Source organism: Paraburkholderia nemoris (assembly GCF_905221015.1).
GTDB lineage: Bacteria > Pseudomonadota > Gammaproteobacteria > Burkholderiales > Burkholderiaceae > Paraburkholderia > Paraburkholderia nemoris.
In genome coordinates this window covers 53,635-75,900 of sequence record NZ_CAJNBO010000017.1, presented here as the reverse complement: position 1 = coordinate 75,900, position 22,266 = coordinate 53,635, and the positions used below count along the sequence as shown (strand labels likewise).

The window sequence follows — 22,266 nt, the reverse complement described above, 5'->3', positions numbered from 1 at the left end:
GTTCTCTTTCGCGAGGAGCCTCCCATGAGCGCAGCCGCATTGCAGGAAGTACAGTCGATTCAGGTCAACCCGCTTTCAGCGCATATCGGCGCTGAAATCCACGGTGTCGATCTCACACAGAAACCGGATGCACGTCAGATCGCGGACATTCGCGCGGCGCTTCTTAAATGGCGCGTCGTGTTCTTTCGCGAGCAGTTTCTGACGCATGAGCAGCACATTGCTTTCTCGGCGCAGTTCGGCGAGTTGACTCTGGGGCATCCGGTGTTCGGCCATGTCGACGGCCATCCGGAAATCTATTCGATCTCGAAGTACCGCAAAGCAACGCGTTTCGAGGGGCAAACGCTGCAGCGGCCCTGGACTGGTTGGCACACGGATGTGACGGCCGCGGTCAATCCGCCCTGGGCGTCGATCCTGCGCGGCGTGACGATTCCGCCGTACGGTGGCGATACACAGTGGACCAACCTGGTGGCCGCGTATCAGAAGCTGTCCACGCCGTTGCGCGCGTTTGTCGACGGTCTACGCGGACTTCACCGCTTTGCGCCACCAGCCGGCGCGAGTGGAACGGAAGCGTTTGTCAAAGCCGTCGAACAACGCATTCTCGTTACCGAGCATCCACTCGTCCGAGTGCATCCGGAAACGGGTGAGCGGGCGCTCTATGTCAGCCCGAGCTTCCTGAAGTCGATTGTCGGCGTGACGCCGCGCGAAAGCCAGGTGCTGCTCGAACTGCTCTGGGAACATGTCACCCGGCCGGAGTTCATCGTGCGCTTCAAATGGGAGGCCGGCAGCGTCGCCTTCTGGGACAACCGCGCGACGGCTCACCTCGCCCCTACCGATATTTTCGATCTCGACTTCGACCGGCAGTTGTATCGCACGACGCTGGTGGGCGATGTGCCGGTTGGCCCGGACGGTGCGCAGTCGGTGGCAATCGAAGGCTCGCCGGTGAGCGCCGCTGCTGCGGTCGCGTTGAACTGAAGACTCACTGTGACTCACTCAACTCTGGCTGCGCTCTCGTCTGCGTCGACGGCGCGCAGCTGAGTTTCCTCGATTTCCGGCCCGACCTCGATTTATCCGGTGAGTGCGCAGTGCCGTTACTGCTCGAAGCCGGCTTGTAATTGCTGCGTCAATGCACCTTGGGAAAACCGTGACGCTGCGCGAGCAGGTCGAGGATCCGGCGCGTATCCGTCACGAAGCGCTTCTCGCCCAGCGTCTGGGCATCTGTCGGCGCAGGCTGTTCGTCGCCGAAAATCAACACCGGCAGACTCTGGTGCTCGGCATCGAGTGCTTCCACCACCGCGGCGCGCGGACGCGGGAACGGCAAGCGGCGAATATCCAGGCGTGCGTTGAGCGCCGGGTCGCTCGCGAGCAATCCTTCGATAGGCGCGCCATCCGGACAGATAAAGCGCTCACCGGGGTGGTTCGGATCGGTGAAGCCCGGTTCCAACAGCAATAGCAGATCTCGGCTCATGGCATTCAATCAATGGATGATGTGTGAAAGGATCGTTGCGTTTTTCCCAGCATTTCAGAAAACCCGTCCCTCAGTCAGATGCGTGGTCACGCCGTTCAACTCGTAATCGCCGATCACGCGTGCTTTATGCAGCAACGGGTTGTGGCTGAAGATCGTGCGCAGATTGCGCCAGTGACGGTCGAAATTGTGCGCTCGCCCCGTGGCCGACGCCCCGCCGATTTCAAACAGGCGCTCGCCCGCATAGAGGGCCAGCTTGCTGACCACCAGTTGCGTTTTGGCGGTAGCCAAGGACCCTTCCAGCACGAGTTCTTCCGCATTGGCCGCGCCGCTGCGGATTGCATTTGCCGAACGGTCTAGCGTGCGTGCGTTTTGCGCGACCAACGCGTCTATGGACAGGCTGTGCGCTGCGAGGTCGCCGACCACCTGCTGCACGAAACCATCCTCGCGTGCCGAGGGCGCCGGGCTATGCAGCACCGGGCGACCGTATTGCGTCACGTAGCGCCGCGCATCCGCGAGAATGTTACGCACGATACCCGCCGCGACCGTGACCAGATGCAATTGCCGCACCGCGCTGCCGTGGCGACCCGCAAGGCTCGTATAGCCGCGCGTTGCGATTTCATGGGCAAGTACCTGCACGTTGTCGAGCACGAGACTGCCGCTCGCCGTCATGCGTTGACCCATCCCGTCCCAATCGTCCAGCACTTGCAAACCTTCTCGCGAGACCGGGATGACAATCGACACCTTCTCGTCGTTCTCGTCCTGCACATTGATACGCGCGTAGTCGGAGAACGCCGTGCCAGTCGAATAATACTTTTTGCCCGTTACGCGAAAGTGCTCGCCGTCGCGCACCAGCTTGGTGACGATTTCACCGGGCCTGGATGTGCCGAGCTCCGTTGACGCACCTCCAAAGATCGCTCCTTCCCGTACACGTTCGATCTGCGTGTCATTGAAGGCCGAACGCGGTGACAACACCAACTGCTCGGTCAGATCGAAATGAATCCGCAATGCATGCGCGACATTCGACTCTTCCGCAGCCAGCGTGGCGATCACATGAAAGAGATCTTCCAGCGAACCGCCGAGGCCGCCCCACTCGACCGGAAAACGGAGCACGCCGAGCCCCGATTCGCGAAACAATGCGAAGCGGTCGAACGGCAACTCGCGCCGCACCTCGCGTTGCGCGGCGTCTTCGCCGATCGCTTTAGCGAGCGCCGGCAACGCGCTGAGCGCCGCCTGAAGCCGCGCACGTGCCGTGCTTTCCTGAGAGACCTGCATGCCGTCATTCCTTGTATAAGCGCGCGGATCAGGCTTGATCCGGCTGATTGCATTGGGACGTGTATCGGCATCCCGATGGGACGTGCCGATTCGACGGATCAGTATAGGGACGCGGTCCACCTTGCAAAACCAGCGAATCAAGCTATGGATATGCGCGTTTCTGAAATGCCATTCGCCGATAAGGATCGATGAATCCGTTATTGGAGCGCCGCGCGGCATCTTTCTATACTCGATTCCGGTCAGCACTCACCAACGACGAGTGCCAAATTTCAATCGCGGAAGTCGAACCATGAGCCTACGTCCCTTGCATGACCGCTTGATCGTCAAGCGTCTCGACCAGGAAACCAAAACTGCTTCAGGCATCGTCATTCCCGAAAGCGCCGCCGAAAAGCCGGACCAGGGCGAAGTGATCGCCATTGGGCCGGGCAAGCGCGACAGCGACGGCAAACGCATCGAGCCCGACCTGAAAGTCGGCGAGCGCGTGCTGTTCGGCAAGTACGCCGGCCAGTCGGTCAAAGTCGACGGCAACGAACTGCTCGTGCTGCGCGAAGAAGATGTCGTCGCAGTCGTCACGCAATAACGAACGGAGCAACAAACCATGGCAGCAAAAGAAATCATTTTTAGCGACGTCGCCCGCTCGAAGCTCGTAGAAGGCGTCAACATTCTGGCCAATGCGGTTAAGGTCACGCTCGGTCCGAAGGGCCGCAACGTCGTGCTCGAGCGCAGCTTCGGCTCGCCGGTGGTGACGAAAGACGGCGTCTCGGTCGCCAAGGAAATCGAATTGCCGGACCGTGTGCAGAACATCGGCGCGCAACTCGTGAAGGAAGTGGCCTCCCGCACCAGCGACGCCGCCGGCGACGGCACCACCACCGCGACCGTGCTCGCGCAAGCCATCGTGCGTGAAGGCCAGAAATACGTCGCGGCGGGCCTCAACCCACTGGACCTGAAACGCGGCATCGACAAGGCCGTGATCGCCGCGATCGACGAACTGAAGAAGATCAGCAAGCCGACCACGACCAGCAAGGAAATCGCTCAGGTCGCAACGATCTCGGCCAACGGCGAAGAGTCGATCGGCCAGCGTATCGCAGAAGCGATCGACCGGGTCGGCAAGGAAGGCGTCATTACCGTGGAAGACGGCAAGTCGCTCGACGATGAACTCGACGTGGTGGAAGGTCTGCAATTCGATCGCGGCTACCTGTCACCGTATTTCATCAACGATCAGGACAAACAGGTTGCCGTACTCGATAACCCGTTCGTGCTGCTGCACGACAAGAAGGTGTCGAATATCCGCGATCTGCTGCCGATTCTGGAGCAGGTCGCCAAAGCCGGCCGTCCGCTCTTGATCATCGCGGAAGATGTGGAAGGCGAAGCGCTGGCTACACTCGTGGTCAACAACATTCGCGGCATTCTGAAGACCGTCGCGGTCAAGGCGCCGGGCTTCGGCGACCGCCGCAAGGCCCTGCTCGAAGACATCGCGATCCTGACCGGCGGCCAGGTGATCGCTGAAGAAACCGGCCTGACGCTCGAAAAGGCGACGCTTGCGGAACTCGGTCAAGCCAAGCGCATCGAGGTGGGCAAGGAGAACACCACCGTCATCGACGGCGCCGGCGACAGCAAGAACATCGAAGCGCGTGTGAAACAGATCCGCACGCAGATCGAGGAAGCAAGCTCCGACTACGACCGCGAAAAGCTGCAGGAACGCGTGGCGAAGCTGGCAGGCGGTGTGGCGGTCATCAAGGTGGGCGGCGCGACCGAGATCGAGGTCAAGGAAAAGAAAGACCGTGTCGACGACGCACTGCACGCTACACGCGCTGCGGTCGAAGAAGGCATCGTGCCGGGCGGTGGCGTTGCGCTGATTCGCGTGAAGCAGGCGATCAGCGGACTCAGAGGCGTGAACGCCGATCAGGATGCGGGCATCAAGATCGTGCTGCGCGCACTCGAAGAACCGCTGCGCCAGATCGTGACGAACGCGGGCGAAGAAGCCAGCGTGGTGGTCGCGAAAGTGGCCGAGGGTACGGGCAACTTCGGCTACAACGCGCAGACCGGCCAATACGGCGACCTCGTGGAATCGGGCGTGCTCGATCCGACCAAGGTCACGCGTACGGCGCTGCAAAACGCAGCCTCGGTTGCGGGCCTGCTCTTGACCACCGATGCCACCGTCCATGAAGCACCGAAGGATGCGCCGGCGGCCGGCCAGCCAGGCGGTCCTGGCGCAGGTGGGCCGGGACTGGATTTCTGATCTGATTCTGAGCGTCAACGCGCTAGCCGCACAAGCACGCCGGCATGCTTTTCACCGCATGCCGGCGTGCGTTAACAGGCAGCAAACGTGTCAGCCGGATATAGCGCGGCACATACAACCGGTGGATAGCAGGTCAAATTAGCCCGTCAAATCCGTCACAACATCCATTTCTCCGTTTCAACAACGCTCGCGTCTGCATAAATGCGCGAATCAGATAACGGTATGAAAAATCCTTGGTTCTTTCCGGCGTCACACATGCCGAGAATAGGCAGTCCCGAATCGCGTCCTGTATTTCTCCTCCGGCAAGTCCTGGTGGCCTCATAGCAACGAAGTCACACCGGTTGGCCGGAGCGATAGCAGGATCCAACCTGACTTCCGCCTACTCTTTCATGTTCAGCCGACCGACCCACCCCACCCTCCAGCGCGCCTTGCGCGCCGTGACGCTTTTCGCAGCATTGGGCGCCAGTGCCGCCCACGCCGACACCACGCTCGACCGGATTCATCAACGGCACAAGATCGTCATCGGCGTGATCCTGTCCGGGCCGCCGTTCGGCTCGCTGGACCCGGCCACACAGAAACCGCTCGGCTTTAATATCGATCTCGCGAACGACGTCGCAAAACGCCTCGGCGTCGACGTGGAGTTGACGCCGGTCCAGCCGTCGAACCGTGTGCAGTTCCTGCAGCAAGGCAAGGTCGATGCCCTGATCGCCAACATGGAAGTCACCAAGGAGCGCGCGGAGCTCTTCTCCTACCCGCCCACCCCGTTTGAGGAAATCGGCGGTGCGCTGATTACCCGCAAAGACAGCGGCATCAAGACCTGGAACGACGTACGCGGCAAGCCCGTCTGCGTCTCGCAGGGCAGCAACTATACGAAGCCGCTCGCCGAAGAATATGGCGCACAAGTAAAGGCATTTCGCGGCCAGCCGGAGTCGCTGCTCGCGCTGCGCGGCAATAACTGCGTTGCCGCGGTTCACGTTGCCCCTACGCTGCGCCTGCTCGTCGCGCGCAATCCGGACTGGAAGGACTACACGATTCCCGTATCGAACGAGCTGATTCCGTCACCGTCTGTGATCTGGGTTCGCAAGGGTGAAACGGATACGCAAAGCGCGCTCGAAAAAATCGTGCAGGACTGGCATCGCAGCGGCTGGCTGATCGACGTCGAGCACAAGAACGGCATGCAGCCCTCGCAAGCCGTGCTCGATCTGCATGCGAAGTACAAGGCGCAAGGTGCATGAGCGACTCGACGCAAGTGCTCTCGCACGCCGCCACTAGCGTGGTCGATGCGATCAGCAGGATCGGGCTGAACTACAGTTTCGTGCTCGCGCCTGATGAACTCGCGTCGTTCCTGCATGGCATGCTGGTCACGCTGGAACTCTCGCTCGTGACGGCGCTCGGCAGTCTGGGCGCCGGTGTGGCATTGGCGGCGCTCCTCACTTCCCAGCGTCCGGCGCTCGCGCGCCCCGCTCGGGTGTTCGTCGAGATCACGCGCAATACGCCGACGCTCGTGCAGCTGTTCTGCGCCTTTCTGGTGATCAATATGCTGCTCAGCGAGGCGCTGCGCAATCTGGGCGGCAATCCACTGACGCCGTTCATCTGGAGCGCGATCGTCATCTCGCTGCACAAGGGCGCGTTTCATGCCGAAGCCCTGCGCGCCGGCATCGAAGCGGTGCCGCGCACCACGCTCGAAGCGGCCCAGTCGCTCGGATTCAGCCGTCGCCAGCGCCTTTGGAGCGTGCAGTTGCCGCTCGCGCTGCGCTATGCACTCCCCGCGCTCGTCAACAACATGGTCGACCTGGTGAAGATGACCACCGTCGCTTCCGCGATCGCCGTCGGCGACGTCACGTATGCATCGATCATGATCTGGACGCAGCGCGACAACGTGCTCGAGTTGATGATCCTGATCCTGCTGTTCTTCGGTGCACTGACCTTTGCGATCAATCGTGCGGGACGCTGGCTCGAAGTTCGTCTGAGGATGCCCGGCTATGGCCACTGAATCCATTACCGTGCCTGCGCGAGACGGGCGGTATCGCTCCCTCTTTGCGTTTGCCAGCGTAGTCGGCGTCGCTTCCCTGTTGGCGCTCGCCGAACACGAGATCGCGCATGGCCCAAGCTATCCCGCACTCGCCGCCCTCATCACGTGGGCACCGGCGCTCGGCAAATCTTTGTGGGTCAACATCGAAATCAGCCTGCTTGCCGTCGCGCTCGGCACACTCGCCGGTCTTGCGCTCGGCCCCTTGCTGCTGTCGCCGATCCGGGGCGTCCGGCTGATTGTTCGCGGCTATGTGCAGGTGTTTCGCAATGCACCACTGCTCGTGCTGATCTATTTTTCGACCTACGTATTCCCATTCGAAATCGCGCTCGGGCAACACGTCGTGCCGTTTCCCGACTGGTTCAAGGTCACGCTCGGTCTCGCGCTGCCGGCCAGCGCCAACTTCGCCGAGATCTTCCGCGGCGCGATCCAGTCGATCCCTCATGCGCAGTGGGACGCGGCACGTTCGCTTGCCTTCAGTCGAACCCAGGTGTTCCGTTGGATCATCCTGCCACAATGCGTGAAGCGGATGCTGCCGCCGTGGATGAACCTGTACGCCAGCATCACGATGGCGACCGCGCTCGCGTCGCTGGTGGGCGTGCACGATCTGCTGGACACCGCGCAGGTGGCGAGCAATACCGTGGCGCGCGCGGATTTCACGGTCCTCGTCTATTTCACCGTGCTCGGCCTGTTCTTCGCTTACTGCTACCCGATCGCGCGCTTCACCCGCCTTCTTGAGAAACGCTATGCTTTCAGCTGATGTCTCGCTCGCTCCCGCATCCGCAGCCGCTGCGGGCGTGCGCCCTCTGGTCCGCTTGCGCGACGTGCATCTGTCATTCGGCGCGACGCCGGTGCTCAAGGGCATCGACCTCGACGTGTTCCGCGGTCAGGCTGTGTCGATCATCGGACCATCCGGGTCGGGCAAGTCGACGATTTTGCGCTGCATTACCGGGCTATTGCGTCCCCAGTACGGTGAGATCGAAGTCGACGGTACCCGTGTCGACCAGCTCGCCTCTGAACGCGACGAGATCGAACTACGCAAGCGCGTTGGTTTCGTGTTCCAGCAATACAACCTGTTTCCGCATCTGAGCGTACTGGACAATCTGCTTGTCGCGCCGGTGCGCATCCTGGGGCGCGACAAAGCCGACGCCACTCGCACCGCTTACGATCTGCTGAAGAGGGTGCGTCTCGAGAACAAGGCGCACGCGTATCCGGGTGAACTGTCGGGCGGTCAGCAACAGCGTGTGGCGATTGCACGCGCGCTAGCAATGCAGCCGGATCTGATCCTCTTCGACGAGGTAACCTCGGCACTGGACCCGGAGACCGTAGGCGAAGTGCTGACCGTGATCCGCGATCTGGTGAGGGACGGCATGACCTGCGTGCTCGTCACGCACGAGATGCGCTTTGCCGAAGAAGTGAGCGATGCGGTGTACTTCACCGAGGCCGGTGTGATTGTCGAACACGGTCCGGCTAACGCGCTGTTCCGCGCGCCGGTCAGTCCGCGTACGCGTGAGTTTCTGGCGCATACGCCGTCGGCGCCGGAGGCGGCACACTTGGTGCCGCCCCGCACGCCATTGGCACTGGATCTGCGTCACTTCGCGATCTAGGCGATCTGGACCTGCGAGTACAGCGCGGGTCGGGATGCAAGTTTGAAAAAAACGCGGCGTCTGCTGAGCAGACGCCGCGTTTTGTTTTCCGCGTTTTACCGCTTGTATCTCACTGCCCCGCATAGCGGCTAACAGGCCGCTGCAAACCGAGGTGATCGCGCAAGGTAGTGCCGCTATATTCAGTGCGGAATAACCCACGCCGCTGCAATTCCGGCACGACGAGTTCGACAAAATCATCGAGACCGCCAGGGAAATACGGCGGCATGATATTGAAGCCGTCGGCCGCTTCGCCCGTGAACCACTCTTCGAGCGCATCCGCCACCTGCACAGGCGTACCCCAAACGATGCGGTGCCCACGCGCGCCGGCCACCAGGTAATACAGCTCGCGCAAGGTCAGATTCTCCCGGCGTGCGAGATCGGTCAGCAGTTTGGCGCGGCTTTTCAGTTGATCGGATTCGGGCAGCTCCGGCAGCGGACCATCGAGCGGATACTTCGACACGTCGTGCCCCAACCGGTCGGACAACAGTGACAGCGCGCCCGACGTATCGGTCCATTCCTGCAACTGCGCGTATTTGTCTTTCGCTTCCTGCTCCGTCCTGCCGATGACAGGAAACACGCCCGGCATCACTTGCAACTGCTGGCCCTCACGGCCGAATTTCGGCAAACGGCCTTTCAGATCGCGATAGAAGACCTGCGCTTCTTCGATGGTCTGCTGCGCGGTGAACACCACTTCCGCTGTGCGCGCCGCCAGGTCCTGCCCCGGTCCGGACGAGCCGGCCTGAATCACCACAGGATGCCCCTGCGGCGGACGCGACGCATTCAACGGACCTTTGACGGCGAAGAACTGACCCTTGTGATCCAGCGTATGCACCTTGGCGGGATCGAAGTAGACACCACGCGCCTTGTCCTTGAGCACCGCGTCGTCATCCCAGCTGTCCCACAGTCCTTTGACGACGTCGACGAATTCACCCGCCATTTCATAGCGCAGCGCGTGATCCGGATGATTGCCACGTGTGAAGTTCGCGGCCGTGCGGTCGTACGAAGTCGTCACGACGTTCCAGGCCGCCCGTCCGCTGCTCAGATGATCCAGCGACGCAAACGCGCGCGCAACGTGATACGGCTCGCTATAGGTGGTCGACGCAGTAGCGGCGAGACCGATGTGGCGCGTGCCCATGGCGAGCGCCGACAGCAAGCACAGCGGCTCGAGACGCATCGCCATCGATGGATGCGCATCGGGGCCGCTGGTGAGGCCGTCGGCGAGAAAGACCATATCGAACTTCGCACGCTCTGCGGTCTGCGTGATGCGTTGCATCAGCGCGAGATTCTCGCTGCCCGCCTGCGCGTCAGGATGCCGCCAGCCGGCGACGTGATGTCCCGCGCCCTGAATGAAGAGCCCAAGACGCATCTGCCTGCGGGTGTTGCTGTTATTCGTGCTCATACGTGGATCTGTGCGAAGACATTGAAAAGGGACGCGAGGTCGGAGGTGCTCTGCATCGTGTCGATATGCGCGGGAATGAACGCGAGGCGTTCGTCGTGACCGGTGGCGTCCGCGAATTTCGCGGCCAAATCCGTTGCGCTGTAGAGACGGTCGGTCTTATGGCTCACTACCGTCCCGTTGCGTAATGCGATCTGGACGGTCGAGAAACGCGTGGCGGGATCGGTCGACGCGCGCGCGGCGGTTTCATCGTGACGACTAGTCACGCGCTGCGCGAGCGCGATCAGGTCGTCGCGCACGGGCACATCGGCGAATGTAGCCACGCTGGGCGAACCATCCGTCAGCGCGGCCGCAACTGCGTAGGCAACGCTGAAACGCGCTTCGAGACCCGTCGAAGGCAAATGTCTGGAAAGCGGTGTGTCGCCGCCGGGTGGAAATATCACCGTCACCTCGGCAATGTCGTCCGGCATGAGACGGTGTGTGTCGCGCAACGTCAATGCGGCATGCACGGCATAGTGTGTCGCCGTGCAGCACGCCCACGGCTTGAAGTACAAACCCGGGACTGCGATTTGCCAGGGTGCGCCCCAACCGTCGAGCACGCGTTCAGGTTGCGCGGCGCCGCCGCTGAACACGGCGAAAAACCCGACCGGTCCGTCCAGTGCTTCCGGCGAGCCCTGCAGTCCCGCCGCCGCGAGTTCAGCGGCGAATAAACCGGCGCGCGCAGCGAGCCCGGCATGCAAGGGTTTCGCTTCGCTGCCGAACTGCAGCCGTAAGCCGGCGGACTGTGTGGCGGCAAGACCCAGCGCGTTTTCGATGGCACCGGCATCGAGCTTCAGTAGATAAGACGCAGCGGCTGCCGCGCCTAGCGCACCCAATGTCGCGGTGTTATGAAAACCCTGCTCGTAGTGGCGGCTACCGAGCGCAAGACCGAGACGCGCCATCGTTTCGACGCCGACGACGTAGGCGTCGAGCAGGTCGAGCGCGCTGCTGCCGCGTGTTTGCGCCAGCGCGAACAGCGCGGGCAGCAAGACCGTCGCAGGATGTCCTCTTACGCTGCTGTGCACATCGTCGTAATCGAGTGCGTGCCCCGCGTAACCGTTTAGCAACGCAGCCTGCTGCGCGGATGCACGGGCGCTGCTGCCGATCACCGAGGCTTCGCCGCGCGAGTCGTTGGCGCTGACTGACAGGAGTTTTTGATAGCCGCTGTCGCTCGCGCCGGCAAAGGCGGCAGCAAGAAAGTCGAGGATGCCGCGTCTTGCTGCGGCAATGGCGTCGGCGTCGCGGGACGGCGACGCCTGAGCGATCGCGGCGGCCAGCCGTCGTGTCACGCCGGTGGCCTGCTGGCCGGCGTCGGATGCATGGAGGCTTGACATGTCGAAGGCGTGAGAGCTGTGAAAACGCACCGGGCAAGCGTTACGCTCACCTCGTTCGACAAAAAACCAAAGCTGCGTCGAGCAAAGAAGTAAGGCAACGACCCGAACGCCGCATGCTAACCAAACGCTGCGTCACAAACAAACAAGAATTCACGCTTTCGATATTGCAGATTCTGCGATGCTGCAGCAGACGCGTCCCGCTACCGGCTGCCCTGCATTTCACGGCATGCCGGCGCGCTCAACGACGGCACTCAAAAGAACAACAGCGTGCGCAATTCGATGCTCCGGCGCGGCGGCGCATCGGCCGGCGACGTGGGATCGTCGAATGCAGTATGGGCCGTGAGACGCGCGATGCCGTCACCCGCCGAGTCGTAAATCTTCAGCAACAGGAATTCATCGGGCGACATATGCGGAAAGTAGTACCAGCGATGCCGCGGATTGAAGACCAACGCATACGTCTCGCCGACCTTGTCAGGATAAACCAGGTCCGATGCCACCAGATCGTTGAGCGTAATACTGCGCGAATCGCATAGCGCGAGCGGCGACGATTGCACGGTTTCTCGGATCGGACGCCACAGATTGACGATCGCCACACGGCCTTGCAGCAAGCGCTCCGCTTCACCGGTTGGCAGATGATCGCGCACCCGGCGCGGCCCCGACACAAAAGTCTGGTCGTTATGGATGTACTTGACGGGCTCCCTCACGCCATTGCTGCGCTCGGGATTGCCGTCACGCAGCGTGTGATCGAACACGACCACCCGGCGAGCGCCAGTAGCCTGTTTCAGCAGCTGCTCCGCTTCTCGATAGTAGACAGATTCGATCTTTGCCGGATCGGAGAAATCGTTCAGCGCGCTAGCGTGCCGATGCAACTCGAAGCCGTTACGATCGAGCGACAACGCGCCAGGCGGCGGCGCAACGCGGGCATTCGAAATGCTCACCCGATGCGGCCGGTACACGCCACTGCGCTTCAGCACACCCGGCGGCGGTTCGTATTGGTACGAGACCGCTTTCTCGCCGGTGAACTCGAGGTAGTTCAAGTCTGCCTCGACCGTCGCGGCAGACACTGGTGCATCGATGACGATATCGCTCATGTTCGCATCCTCATCACGTTAAAACGATTCGCTGAACGGCCGCAGCACGCAACGCGTGGCGGCGGCAGACACATGCATCTATCGTTTCAGCGTAGGCGACGGCTGCGCCGGGAGGAAATAACGAATCGTGGAAAGTTATGCGCCGGATTGAAGTACAGGAGAATGACGGCTTTTCGGCCGCCGCAATCCTAGGTTCTCGCGCAGCGTGCGTCCTTCATAGTCCGCGCGGAACAACCCACGTCGCCGCAATTCCGGCAATACCAGTTCGGCGAAATCGGTCAAACCCTCCGGCAGCACCGGCGGCATCACGTTGAAACCGTCGGCGGCGCGATTCACAAAGCGCTCTTCGAGTTGATCGACGATCTGCGCCGGCGTGCCGACGAGTTGCCAATGGCCGCGCGCACCCGCGACCCGTAAATAGAGCTGGCGGATTGTGAGGTTCTCGCGGCGAGCCAGTTCGATCGTCAACACCTGACGGCTCTTGCTCGCATTCGTTTCGGGCAGCTCAGGGATCGGCCCGTCGAGTGGATAGTCCGAAAGGTCGAACCCACCGGTCAGCCCCGATACGAGCGCAAGCCCCACCTTCGGATCGACGAGCGACTGCAACTGTTCGAACTTCTCTTTCGCCTCGCTTTCGGTGCGGCCGACAATCGGGAACACGCCCGGCATGATCTTCAGATCGTCCGGATGACGGCCGTAAGCCGCCATGCGTCCCTTTACGTCCGCGTAAAAGTCCGCCGCGTCCTGCAACGTTTGCTGCGCCGTGAAAATCACCTCGGCCGTCTTCGCAGCGAGGTCCCGGCCTGCTTCAGACGACCCTGCTTGCACGACGACCGGATGTCCTTGCGGAGAACGCGCGACGTTCAGCGGGCCCTTGACCTGAAAGAAACGTCCCTTGTGATCCAGCACGTGCCGTTTGGCGGGGTCGAAGAAACGCCCTTCGGCTTTGTTGCGCACGAAAGCGTCGTCCTCCCAGCTGTCCCACAGGCCTCCTGTGACTTCCGCAAACTCTGCGGCGCGGGCATAACGCTCGGCGTGATCGAAATGCTTGTCACGGTTGAAGTTCTTCGCTTCATGCTCGCTCGACGAGGTGACCAGATTCCAACCCGCACGCCCCCCGCTGATGTGATCGAGCGAGGCGAACTTGCGGGCAATGTGATACGGCTCGTTGAAGCTCGTCGAGGCTGTGCCGACCAGCCCGATGCGCTCGGTCACGGCCGCCAACGCCGACAGCAACGTGATCGGCTCGAACTGCGCCACGTAGCTGTGCGCCGTGCGGCTCAGAAAGTCGACGTTGTCGCCACGCGTTCCGACGCCGTCGGCGAGAAAGATCAGATCGAACTTCGCGGCCTCGGCCGCTTGCGCAAGCCGAACGTAGTGGCGAAAGTTCACACCGGCGTCCGCTTGTGCATCGGGATGCCGCCACGCCGCAATGTGGTGTCCGGCAGGGTAAAGGAAAGCGCCGAGGCGCAGGTGTCCGCTACGTTTGCTCATGGAAGTCCAAAGGAAATGATTGGCGGTGCGGCCTCTGACGCTCAGTCCGCCGCAGGAATCCACGCTGCGGTAGCAGCATCGCTCGAACGGAATGCCGGGAATTTATCGCCGAGCTCTGCAATCGTCTTGATGTTGTTCTTCACCAGATCGTCGCGCGTGATCAGCGTCGGCTTGACAACAATCCGGTGCTCAGGCGTCTGCCCCGCAAGAAGCAAGGCCGCGGCCCGTACGGACACCGCGCCGACCACCGCCGGATTCGTCGCCGCCGTCGCCACCCACGCGCTATTCGGCGCGCGAATCGCCTCGATATCGGAGGTCGAAATATCGGCGCTGTAAATGCGCAGTTTCGACGACAGGTTCGCCTCGTCAGCTGCGAGCTTTGCGCCGCGCGCGAATTCGTCGTAAGGCGCGAACACCACACGAATCTCCGGATGAGCACGATAGGCCGCAGCAGCCTGGTTGGCCACCGACTGCGCGATCGGATTGTCCACCGTGCCCCAGCGCGCCTTCTCCTGAACCTTCGGATGAGCGGCCTTGAAGTCACGCCATACCGCATCGCGCCGGTCGAGCGGTGCAAAACCCGCTACATACACATAGCCGGCGGCAAAGGTATCGCCGTTATCTTTCACCGCCTGATCGAGCAGCAGCGCTGCCAGATCGCGATCGCTCTGTTCGATCTGCGGTACTTTCGGATTGCCCAGGTCGACGTCGAACGCGACGACCTTGATGCCTTTATCCAAGGCACGCTGCACGACGTCCTTGAGCGATTCAGGCAAACCGTGATTCACGATAATTGCCGATACGCCCAGGCTGATCGCTTGTTGAATCTGTTCACGTTGTTCGGCCGCATCCTGACGGCCTTCGTAAATGCGTAGATCGATGCCGAGTGCTTTGGCCTGCTTTTGCGCACCGGCTTCATAGGCCTGGAAGAAATCACCCGTCGACAGATAGTTGACGAGCGCGATCTTCACGCCGCCCTTGTCGAACGGTGCGGGCGCACCTTTAAGCGGTGCTGCATGCGCCGCGGCGCCTGCAAGCATCGTGGCCGCCGCCAGGGCGAGTGTACGAAACGTAAGGCTCACATCCAGCTTGCGACGAAGAAACGATTTCATCAATGATCTCCAACCTGTTAGTCGATGTTTTATGAGTAAGCGGCGTGCTAGCCGGCATGGGCCGGCGTGTGCGTGCGGTAGGCCGCGCCGGGATGCGGTTCAGCCAGTCTCGGACCACCGCCATGCAACTTTTCGCGCAGCGTGCCGTTGGTGTAGTCGGTCTTGTAGACGCCTCGTCGTTGCAACTCAGGCACGACCAGATCGACGAAATCTGCGAAGCTCTCGTGGGTCAATGCATAAGCGAGATTGAATCCGTCGACGTCGGTCTCCTCGACCCACGACTGCAACTCGTCGGCGATCTCCTGCGCGCTTCCCACTGAAAGCGGTCCGAGTCCGCCAATACCGCCCCACTTCGCAATCTCACGCACGGTCCATACGCGCGTCGGATCTGCACTTGATAGAGCCTCCACGGCCGATTGCACCGCATTGCTCTCGATATAGCGCAGCGGTTCGTCGAGGTCGTACTTCGACAGATCGATGCCGGTCCACCCTGACATCAGCGCGAGCGCGCCCTCGTCGCTCGTATAGCGGCGATAGTCGGCGTGCTTCGCGTGTGCATCCTCCGATGTCTTGCCCGTGATCACCGTGTGCAGATTAAAAATCAGCACGTCGTGCGGATCGCGTCCGAACGACTTCACGCGTGCCCGGATATCGGCGACGAAATTCTTCAGAATCGTGCGCGACGGGGCAGCGATGAAAATGCACTCGGCGTGCTGCGCGGCGAAATCCTTGCCGCGCTTCGAGGCGCCCGCCTGGTAGAGCACGGGCGTGCGCTGAGGCGACGGCTCGCAGAGATGAATGCCCGGCACGTCGAAATACTGCCCGCGGTGGTTGATGGGATGAACCTTCGACGGTTCGGCAAAGACCTTCCGCACAGCATCGCGCACAACAGCGTCGTCTTCCCACGACGCTTCCCACAACTTGTAGCAGACCTCGAGATATTCCTCCGCAAGCGAGTAACGCTCGTCGTGATTGGCCTGCGCCGGCAAGCCGACATTGCGTGCGGCGCTGTCCAGATACGACGTGACAATGTTCCAGCCAACGCGACCGTTAGTTAGGTGGTCAAGCGTCGACATGCGCCGTGCGAACGGATACGGGTGCTCGTACGAGAGCGAGCAGGTCACACCGAAGCCGAGATGCTCGGTCACGTTCGCCATCGCCGAAACGAGCAGCACGGGATCGTTGACCGGGACTTGCGCGGCCTGGCGAATCGCGGCTTCCCCATTGCCGTTAAAGACATCGTAAATGCCCAGCACGTCGGCGATGAAAAGACCGTCGAACTTGCCGCGCTCGAGCAATTTCGCGAGGTCGGTCCAGTAATCGATTTGCTTGTAACGCCACGACGTGTCGCGTGGATGCGCCCATAAGCCTGGCGACTGGTGCCCGACGCAATTCATGTCGAATGCGTTAAGGCGGATTTCTCTGGCCATGATCGGGTTCAGTTAAGGATTGCGCCTGGTGTCAATTCCAGGGATGGCGTGCCGGCTTGACGCCGTTCAGATAGTAGTTACCGACCAGGTGATACTTCCAGCGCACCGGATCATGCAGCGTATGGACGCGTGCGTTGCGCCAGTGCCGGTCGAGATTGTGTTCACCAAGTGTCGACTGGGTGCCGGCGAGCTCGAACAGTTTTTCGCCTGCCAGTAAGGCGATTTCCGTCGTCAACACTTTCGCTTCGCCCACGGCTACCGATGCGCGCGCAACGTCGTCTTCGGTCGTTTCCGGCTTCGCTGCGATCTCGTCGATCACACGCGCGGCGCGTTCGAGCAAGGCCTCGGCGGCATGCAGCTGAATATGCAAATGACCGATCTCCCGCACGGTCAGCGGATCGTCACTCGCGCGCTCGACCCCGCTGTCGATCCACGGCCGCGAGCGCGAGCGCACGAACGTCAGCGTGTCGTCGAGCGCCGCCTTCGCGATGCCTGCGTCGATAGCGGCCTGGATGATTTGTGAAATCGGACCGTTGAGCGTTGGAAAATCGGACACGCGATGCGCCGGCAACACATGCGAGGCCGGCACGCGTACGCCTTCCAGCACGACTGTGCCGCTTGCCGTAGTGCGTTGACCGAAGCCCGACCAGTCGTCGATCACGGTCAGCCCCGGTGTGCCCTTCGGAATGTAAGCGAGCCAGCCTTTGCGTTCGCTATCGAGTCCCAGCACGGGCACGAAGTCGGCGAACAGCGCGCCGGTCGAATAGAATTTGGTGCCCTGTACGACGTAATCGCCGCCGTCCCGCGTCACGCTCGTCTTCAGATCGAGCACATTCTTTGTGCCCTTCTCCGAAAAGCCGTTACCGAAACGCTTGCCGCCCAGCACCTGCGCGAAGAAATATTTCTTCTGCTCCTCCGTGCCGGTTAGCGCGATCACGTCGACCAGGCCGAAGTGATTCTGCGGCAGCTGTCCGAGCGACGGATCCGCTGCAGCAATGATCTTGATGACTTCCGTCAAGGTGACGAACGACACGCCCGCTCCGCCGTACGTTTTCGGTACCGTGATGGCCCATAGCCCGGATTGCGAGAACCACTCGATCTCCTCGTGGGGCAAGCGGCGTTCGGTATCGCGTGCGGCAGCGCCTTGCGCGAGGCGGCCTGCAAGCTCGTGCGCTACCGCTATAGCCTGCGCGTCATCGGCGATCACACGGACCGCGTGTCTACTCTCGTCGCGGATATTCGATGAAGCTGCTTCGCCAAACTCTGCCATGGGAATCTCCGCTTGAATGACTGTTCGCTCAATCTATCAGCGGACATCGCATGCGCAAACTGAACGATTCGGCAATCGATATTCCTTCGGATGGCAAACGACATTTCGGCGGCTCGGTGGCCTCAGCCGCGCGAGTCCGCGGGCCGTCCAACACTGAACGTAAACGCCAGCGCAAGAACCAGCAGCACACCTTTGATGAAATCCTGCATGTAGTAAGGCGCATTCAGCATGGTCAGGCCGTTGAGTAGCACGCCGACAAACACCGCTCCTACTACGGTGCCGAACACGTTGGGCCGCTTCGCGCCCCACACTGCATAACCCATCAGCGCAGCCGCCACCGCGTCGAGCAGCAAGGAGTGTCCGGCGCTGACATCGCCTCGCCCGACACGCGCTGCAATCAGCACGCCACCCAACGACGCAATCGCCCCCGAGGCGGCATAGGCCGCGATCCGGTAGCGGGCTGTGGGCGCACCCGCCAGCCGCGCGGCCGTCTCATTGCCGCCGATCGCGTAGATCACGCGGCCCCAGCGCGTCGTCTCCATTACGATGCAGGCGAGCACCGTCAAGGCAATAAGAATCAGAACAGGCAGCGGCACGACATCGAAAAGACGCAGACGTCCCAGCGCCAGAAACGCGTCCGAGAATATTCCGCTCGCTTCCGTACCGTCGGGCAACACGGTACCGGTTGCGAGCGAGCGGCCACCAGTCGGAATCAGTTGAAGACCGGCCAACAGGAACAGTGTGCCGAGCGTCGCGAGTTGGTCCGGCACGCGCAGCCGCGTGATCAGCAAGCCGTTGAACAGGCCAGCCGCGATGCCGAGCGCCACACACGCGGCCACGGCCGCCAGCGCGCTGCCATGCCAGACGATCAGCACGTAGCTCGCCGCCATCTGCGCCGAAGCAGCCACGCTGCCCACCGAGAGATCGAAGCCGCCCGCCGCCAACGTGATCGTCACGCCAATGCCGAGCAACGCCACGATCGATACCGCCTGGAGAATGCTGAACAGATTGTCGATGTTCAGAAAGGCGGGCTCCCTGATGGCGAACACGGCAATCAGAATCGCCAGCACGAGCAGGATGCCGGTTCGCTCCAGGTGATCGCGCAAACTACGCCATGCTGACTGCGCCCGTTGGTCGGATGCCACGTCGCCGGGAATCGAAGGGGTAAGGTGTTTCATGAATGAAGTTCAGAGCTTGCGTCGTGGATGGGTTGAACCGTTGGGCGCTCGAGCGTCGCACGATCGAACCGCACGACGCGATCGGCAATCTCTAGCGCCTCTTCGAGATCGCTGACGAACACAATCGTCGCTCGTTCATGAGCATGTCGCCGCAAGGTATCGACGATGTCGGCGCGCGCGCCGGCGTCGACGCCCTGAAACGGCTCGTCGAGCAGCAATAAGCGCGCGCGTTCGACATGCCAGCGCGCAAGGACGACTTTCTGCTGATTACCGCCGGATAAACGCGTCAGGCGATCGTCGGGGCCGGTGCAGCGAATGCCGAAGGTTCTGATCGCTTCGGTCGCGGCATCGCGCTCCGCGGCTTCGCGTACCACGCCGCGCCTGAACCAGTTCGACAGAAACGGAAAGCTGAGCGTGCCTGCAATCGATGCGAACGGCACGCTCTCGGGAAACAACGAGGTGCGCCAACGATCCTCGCCGGCGAGGAACACGCCGGCGCGAATCGAATCGGCTGGCGAGCGAGGACGCCATGGCTTGCCGTCGAGCACCATCTGACCACCGCTCGCATGTGCCGCACCGAAGATCGCTCTTGCGAAACGCGATTTGCCACCACCCACCGGCCCTGCTATCGCTACGATCTCGCCGCGCTGCACGTCGAGGTCGAATGAGCGACTCGTCGACGTCAATTGGAGATCGCGCACGCTGAAACAGGGTTCGAGTGAGGCGGCGTCTTTCTCAACCTGAGTTCGAGCTTGTGGCAGAGGCCGTCCAATCATCGTCTCGACGGCAGCGTCGAAATCGATTGGCGGGTGAAGATCGGCAACGAGATGTCCGTCGCGCACGATCGCTACCCGATCCGCCATGCGCCGCAGATCACCCAGCCGATGTGAGACCAACAGGATCGCGACGCCCTCCTCGCGCAAGGGCTCCAGCCGCAGGAACAGCCGTTCCGCTTCTGCAGCAGAAAGACTGGCGGTGGGCTCATCGAGAATCAGCAGCCTGGGACGCGAAGCCCGAGCGCGCGCCAGCGTCACGAGTTGCTGACTCGCGAGCGAGAGCGACCCGAGCGGCGCCGACAGATCGACATCCAGCCCGACGCGCTCGGCAAGCGGCCTCGCAGCCTCACGCCGCGCCGCCGGCGGCACGCGCCAGGGCGATGCCGGATCGCATAAGCGGTCGAGCAGCAGGTTGTCTGCGATCGAGAGCGCCGGTACGACCGCGTCGGCAATCGACTGGTGCACTGTGGCAATGCCAAGTTGTTTGGCCGCTTGGGGCGAGGTGGGTCGATACGGCTTGCCCAGCAGCGTCAAGGTGCCACCGTCGGGTGCATACACGCCGCTTAAGATCTTGACGAGCGTCGACTTGCCCGCGCCGTTGGCGCCCATCAGCGCGACAACTTCGCCGGGATGGATCGAGAAATCGAGCTTCGATAGCGCGACGGTTGCACCAAAGCGTTTCGTCAGCGCGGAGGCAGTCAGGATCGGCTCGCTCGAACGCGGAGGCTTTTCCATATGATCGGGAAGCGGTGAACGGGTCAAGTTAATGGGGGCCTTCATATACTCGGATTGAGCAAGGCAGACGTTTCATTGTTTCTCCGGTGGGCCCAGCCAAGCAGACTCACTGCAGCAGCGGCATGCTCCGGCAACGAGGACGCATTGCGTACCGTCACCCGGGAACGATTGTCTGCCTGGGCGGGACTCGCGGAAAACCAATTTGTTCTGATATGCAAAGCGTCACGCATGGCGAACCGCGACCAGAGCAGAGAGCGACGTAGCCCTGCGCTTAGTCTTCGCCGGCATATCGATGCCAGAATTCCTTCGTGGTCTCGAACCATCCGCTATTCGACAATGGGCGAATCGGTCAGAGCGTTCGTCCGTTCGTTGCTGGCTGCTTCCGCATTCGAAAAGACCATGAGAACCGACCCGCCGCGCCAGCTTCATCTGAACGTCAATATCCTCCACTCCGGCTTTGTCCCTTCCGCATGGCGTACGCCCGAAGCTGATCCGCGCGCCTTCGTCGATATCGCCCACTACGTTCGTGTCGCGCAGATTGCCGAGGCGGCGAAATTCGATGCCGTGTTTCTCGCGGATAACGCGTCGATTGCCGATCAGATCGACTTCCGCCCGATCACGGCGCTGGAGCCGACCATATTGCTCGCCGGCATTGCCGCGGCCACGACGCATATCGGCGTAATCGGCACGGCATCGACCAGTTATAACGAGCCGTACAACATCGCGCGCCGCTTTGCCACGCTCGATCAGCTCAGTGCGGGCCGGGCCGGCTGGAACATCGTGACGACCGCCGATCTCGGCTCAGCCCGCAATTTCGGCCGCGAGGCGGTGCCCGATCACGCGCAACGCTACGAGCGCGCAGCCGAGTTCACGGAGGTGGTGAAAGCGCTGTGGGATAGCTGGGAAGACGACGCTTTTATCGGCGACAAGGCGAGCGGCCGTTTCATCGATACCACGAAGGTGCATCGCATCGATCATCGCGGCAAGTACTTCAGTGTCGATGGGCCGTTCAACCTGCCGCGTAGTGCACAGGGTCATCCGGTATTGATTCAGGCTGGTGGCTCATCGGATGGACGCGAACTCGCGGCCCGGCACGCGGAAGCCGTGTTCTCCGCGTCGCAGTCGTTCGACGAAGCAGCCGCCTATGCGCGCGAACTGAAGTCTCGCGCCGCGGCGTGGGGACGCGGCAGCAACGCAATTCGCGTGCTACCCGGTCTCACCACCATCATCGGCGCAACCGAGGCCGAGGCGCTGCGCCGTCGTGATGAGCTGGTCGACCTGATTCCGTGGAGCTATAGCCTCACTCGACTGGCCGGCATATTGGGCATTAGCGTCGAACGGTTGAAACTCGACGAGCGCCTGCCGGACGATCTCTCATTGCCCGGCAACGGCAACGGTAATCACACGTTCTTCAACGCCACGCTCGCGCAAGCGCGGACCCATGGATACACGGCGCGTCAGTTGATCCGCGCGCTTGCGGGCGGCGGCGGACATCGTGTTGTCGTCGGCACACCGGAGCAGATCGCCGACGATATCGAACACTGGTTCAAAGGCGGCGCTGCCGACGGTTTCAATCTGATGCCGGACGTTCTGCCGGGTGGCTTGCAGGACTTCGCCGATGGCGTGGTTCCGCTTCTGCAGCAACGTGGTCTTTTCCGTACCGAATACGAGGGCAGCACCCTGCGCGAACACTTCAGGTTGCGACGGCCTGTCAGCCGCCACCTTCATCCACGCGAAGCGGCCGCAACCGCGTAAGCGCG

Annotated in this window: 19 protein-coding genes; 8 read left to right on the top strand and 11 right to left on the bottom strand. The window is 61.9% G+C overall.

The window, feature by feature from the left end; translation table 11 throughout:
• Positions 1 to 24: 24 nt before the first annotated feature.
• Positions 25 to 972: a TauD/TfdA dioxygenase family protein gene (locus tag KHO33_RS25245; RefSeq protein WP_054040062.1), complete on the top strand. Its 948-nt coding sequence runs from the start codon at positions 25 to 27 to the stop codon at positions 970 to 972.
• A gap of 148 nt (positions 973 to 1,120) precedes the next feature.
• Here KHO33_RS25245 and KHO33_RS25240 read toward each other — a convergent pair whose 3' ends face one another.
• Both KHO33_RS25240 and KHO33_RS25235 read right to left on the bottom strand, forming a co-directional pair.
• A complete protein-coding gene (locus KHO33_RS25240; protein WP_054040060.1) occupies positions 1,121 to 1,465 on the bottom strand; it encodes a DUF3088 domain-containing protein in 345 nt (114 codons plus the stop codon).
• Between the two features lie 54 nt (positions 1,466 to 1,519).
• Positions 1,520 to 2,737: an acyl-CoA dehydrogenase family protein gene (locus KHO33_RS25235; protein ID WP_200565666.1), complete on the bottom strand. Its 1,218-nt coding sequence runs from the start codon at positions 2,735 to 2,737 to the stop codon at positions 1,520 to 1,522.
• A gap of 289 nt (positions 2,738 to 3,026) precedes the next feature.
• Here KHO33_RS25235 and KHO33_RS25230 point away from each other — a divergent pair, with 289 nt between their 5' ends.
• The 6 genes from KHO33_RS25230 to KHO33_RS25205 all read left to right on the top strand — a co-directional run bounded on the left by KHO33_RS25230 (position 3,027) and on the right by KHO33_RS25205 (position 8,612).
• Positions 3,027 to 3,317 carry a co-chaperone GroES gene (locus KHO33_RS25230; RefSeq protein ID WP_007177123.1) on the top strand — a complete coding sequence of 97 codons (291 nt, stop codon included), beginning with the start codon at positions 3,027 to 3,029 and terminating at the stop codon, positions 3,315 to 3,317.
• A gap of 18 nt (positions 3,318 to 3,335) precedes the next feature.
• A complete protein-coding gene (gene groL, locus KHO33_RS25225; protein WP_093632401.1) occupies positions 3,336 to 4,976 on the top strand; it encodes a chaperonin GroEL in 1,641 nt (546 codons plus the stop codon).
• Positions 4,977 to 5,365: 389 nt separating this feature from the next.
• Positions 5,366 to 6,211 (top strand): transporter substrate-binding domain-containing protein, encoded by an 846-nt coding sequence (locus KHO33_RS25220; RefSeq protein WP_054040057.1) that lies wholly within the window; start codon positions 5,366 to 5,368, stop codon positions 6,209 to 6,211.
• Positions 6,208 to 6,969, top strand: coding sequence for an amino acid ABC transporter permease (locus KHO33_RS25215; protein WP_054040055.1), 762 nt, complete (start codon positions 6,208 to 6,210; stop codon positions 6,967 to 6,969). The genes KHO33_RS25220 and KHO33_RS25215 overlap by 4 nt, the downstream gene beginning before the upstream one ends.
• Positions 6,959 to 7,765: an amino acid ABC transporter permease gene (locus tag KHO33_RS25210; RefSeq protein ID WP_054040053.1), complete on the top strand. Its 807-nt coding sequence runs from the start codon at positions 6,959 to 6,961 to the stop codon at positions 7,763 to 7,765. The genes KHO33_RS25215 and KHO33_RS25210 overlap by 11 nt, the downstream gene beginning before the upstream one ends.
• The gene (locus KHO33_RS25205) at positions 7,752 to 8,612 is read left to right on the top strand and encodes an amino acid ABC transporter ATP-binding protein (protein WP_054040051.1); all 861 of its coding nucleotides are present in this window, start codon (positions 7,752 to 7,754) and stop codon (positions 8,610 to 8,612) included. The genes KHO33_RS25210 and KHO33_RS25205 overlap by 14 nt, the downstream gene beginning before the upstream one ends.
• Positions 8,613 to 8,721: 109 nt before the next feature.
• Here the strand turns inward: KHO33_RS25205 and KHO33_RS25200 are convergent, their stop codons facing one another.
• The 9 genes from KHO33_RS25200 to KHO33_RS25160 form a co-directional block, all read right to left on the bottom strand.
• Positions 8,722 to 10,050 carry an LLM class flavin-dependent oxidoreductase gene (locus KHO33_RS25200; protein ID WP_054040049.1) on the bottom strand — a complete coding sequence of 443 codons (1,329 nt, stop codon included), beginning with the start codon at positions 10,048 to 10,050 and terminating at the stop codon, positions 8,722 to 8,724.
• Entirely contained in the window at positions 10,047 to 11,420 is a 1,374-nt protein-coding gene (locus KHO33_RS25195) for an MmgE/PrpD family protein (RefSeq protein WP_054040048.1), read from the bottom strand. Before KHO33_RS25195 ends, KHO33_RS25200 begins: the two co-directional genes overlap by 4 nt.
• A gap of 251 nt (positions 11,421 to 11,671) precedes the next feature.
• Positions 11,672 to 12,511, bottom strand: a complete 840-nt coding sequence (locus KHO33_RS25190; RefSeq protein ID WP_200565665.1) for a CmcJ/NvfI family oxidoreductase — start codon at positions 12,509 to 12,511, stop codon at positions 11,672 to 11,674.
• 135 nt (positions 12,512 to 12,646) lie between these two features.
• Positions 12,647 to 14,005 carry an LLM class flavin-dependent oxidoreductase gene (locus KHO33_RS25185; protein WP_200565664.1) on the bottom strand — a complete coding sequence of 453 codons (1,359 nt, stop codon included), beginning with the start codon at positions 14,003 to 14,005 and terminating at the stop codon, positions 12,647 to 12,649.
• A gap of 41 nt (positions 14,006 to 14,046) precedes the next feature.
• Positions 14,047 to 15,117, bottom strand: a complete 1,071-nt coding sequence (locus KHO33_RS25180; protein WP_200565663.1) for a substrate-binding domain-containing protein — start codon at positions 15,115 to 15,117, stop codon at positions 14,047 to 14,049.
• A 47-nt stretch (positions 15,118 to 15,164) separates the two neighbouring features.
• On the bottom strand, positions 15,165 to 16,547 hold the full coding sequence (locus KHO33_RS25175) for an LLM class flavin-dependent oxidoreductase (RefSeq protein WP_200565662.1): 1,383 nt from the start codon (positions 16,545 to 16,547) through the stop codon (positions 15,165 to 15,167).
• A 31-nt stretch (positions 16,548 to 16,578) separates the two neighbouring features.
• Complete coding sequence (locus KHO33_RS25170; protein ID WP_054040040.1) at positions 16,579 to 17,817, bottom strand: SfnB family sulfur acquisition oxidoreductase; 1,239 nt, start codon at positions 17,815 to 17,817, stop codon at positions 16,579 to 16,581.
• 122 nt (positions 17,818 to 17,939) lie between these two features.
• Entirely contained in the window at positions 17,940 to 18,995 is a 1,056-nt protein-coding gene (locus KHO33_RS25165) for an ABC transporter permease (RefSeq protein WP_054040038.1), read from the bottom strand.
• A complete protein-coding gene (locus tag KHO33_RS25160; protein WP_200565661.1) occupies positions 18,992 to 20,506 on the bottom strand; it encodes a sugar ABC transporter ATP-binding protein in 1,515 nt (504 codons plus the stop codon). Before KHO33_RS25160 ends, KHO33_RS25165 begins: the two co-directional genes overlap by 4 nt.
• Before the next feature lie 399 nt (positions 20,507 to 20,905).
• On the opposite strand from KHO33_RS25160, the gene KHO33_RS25155 reads away from it, so the two are divergent.
• The gene (locus KHO33_RS25155; protein WP_054040092.1) at positions 20,906 to 22,261 is read left to right on the top strand and encodes an LLM class flavin-dependent oxidoreductase; all 1,356 of its coding nucleotides are present in this window, start codon (positions 20,906 to 20,908) and stop codon (positions 22,259 to 22,261) included.
• The last annotated feature ends 5 nt before the right edge of the window (positions 22,262 to 22,266 follow it).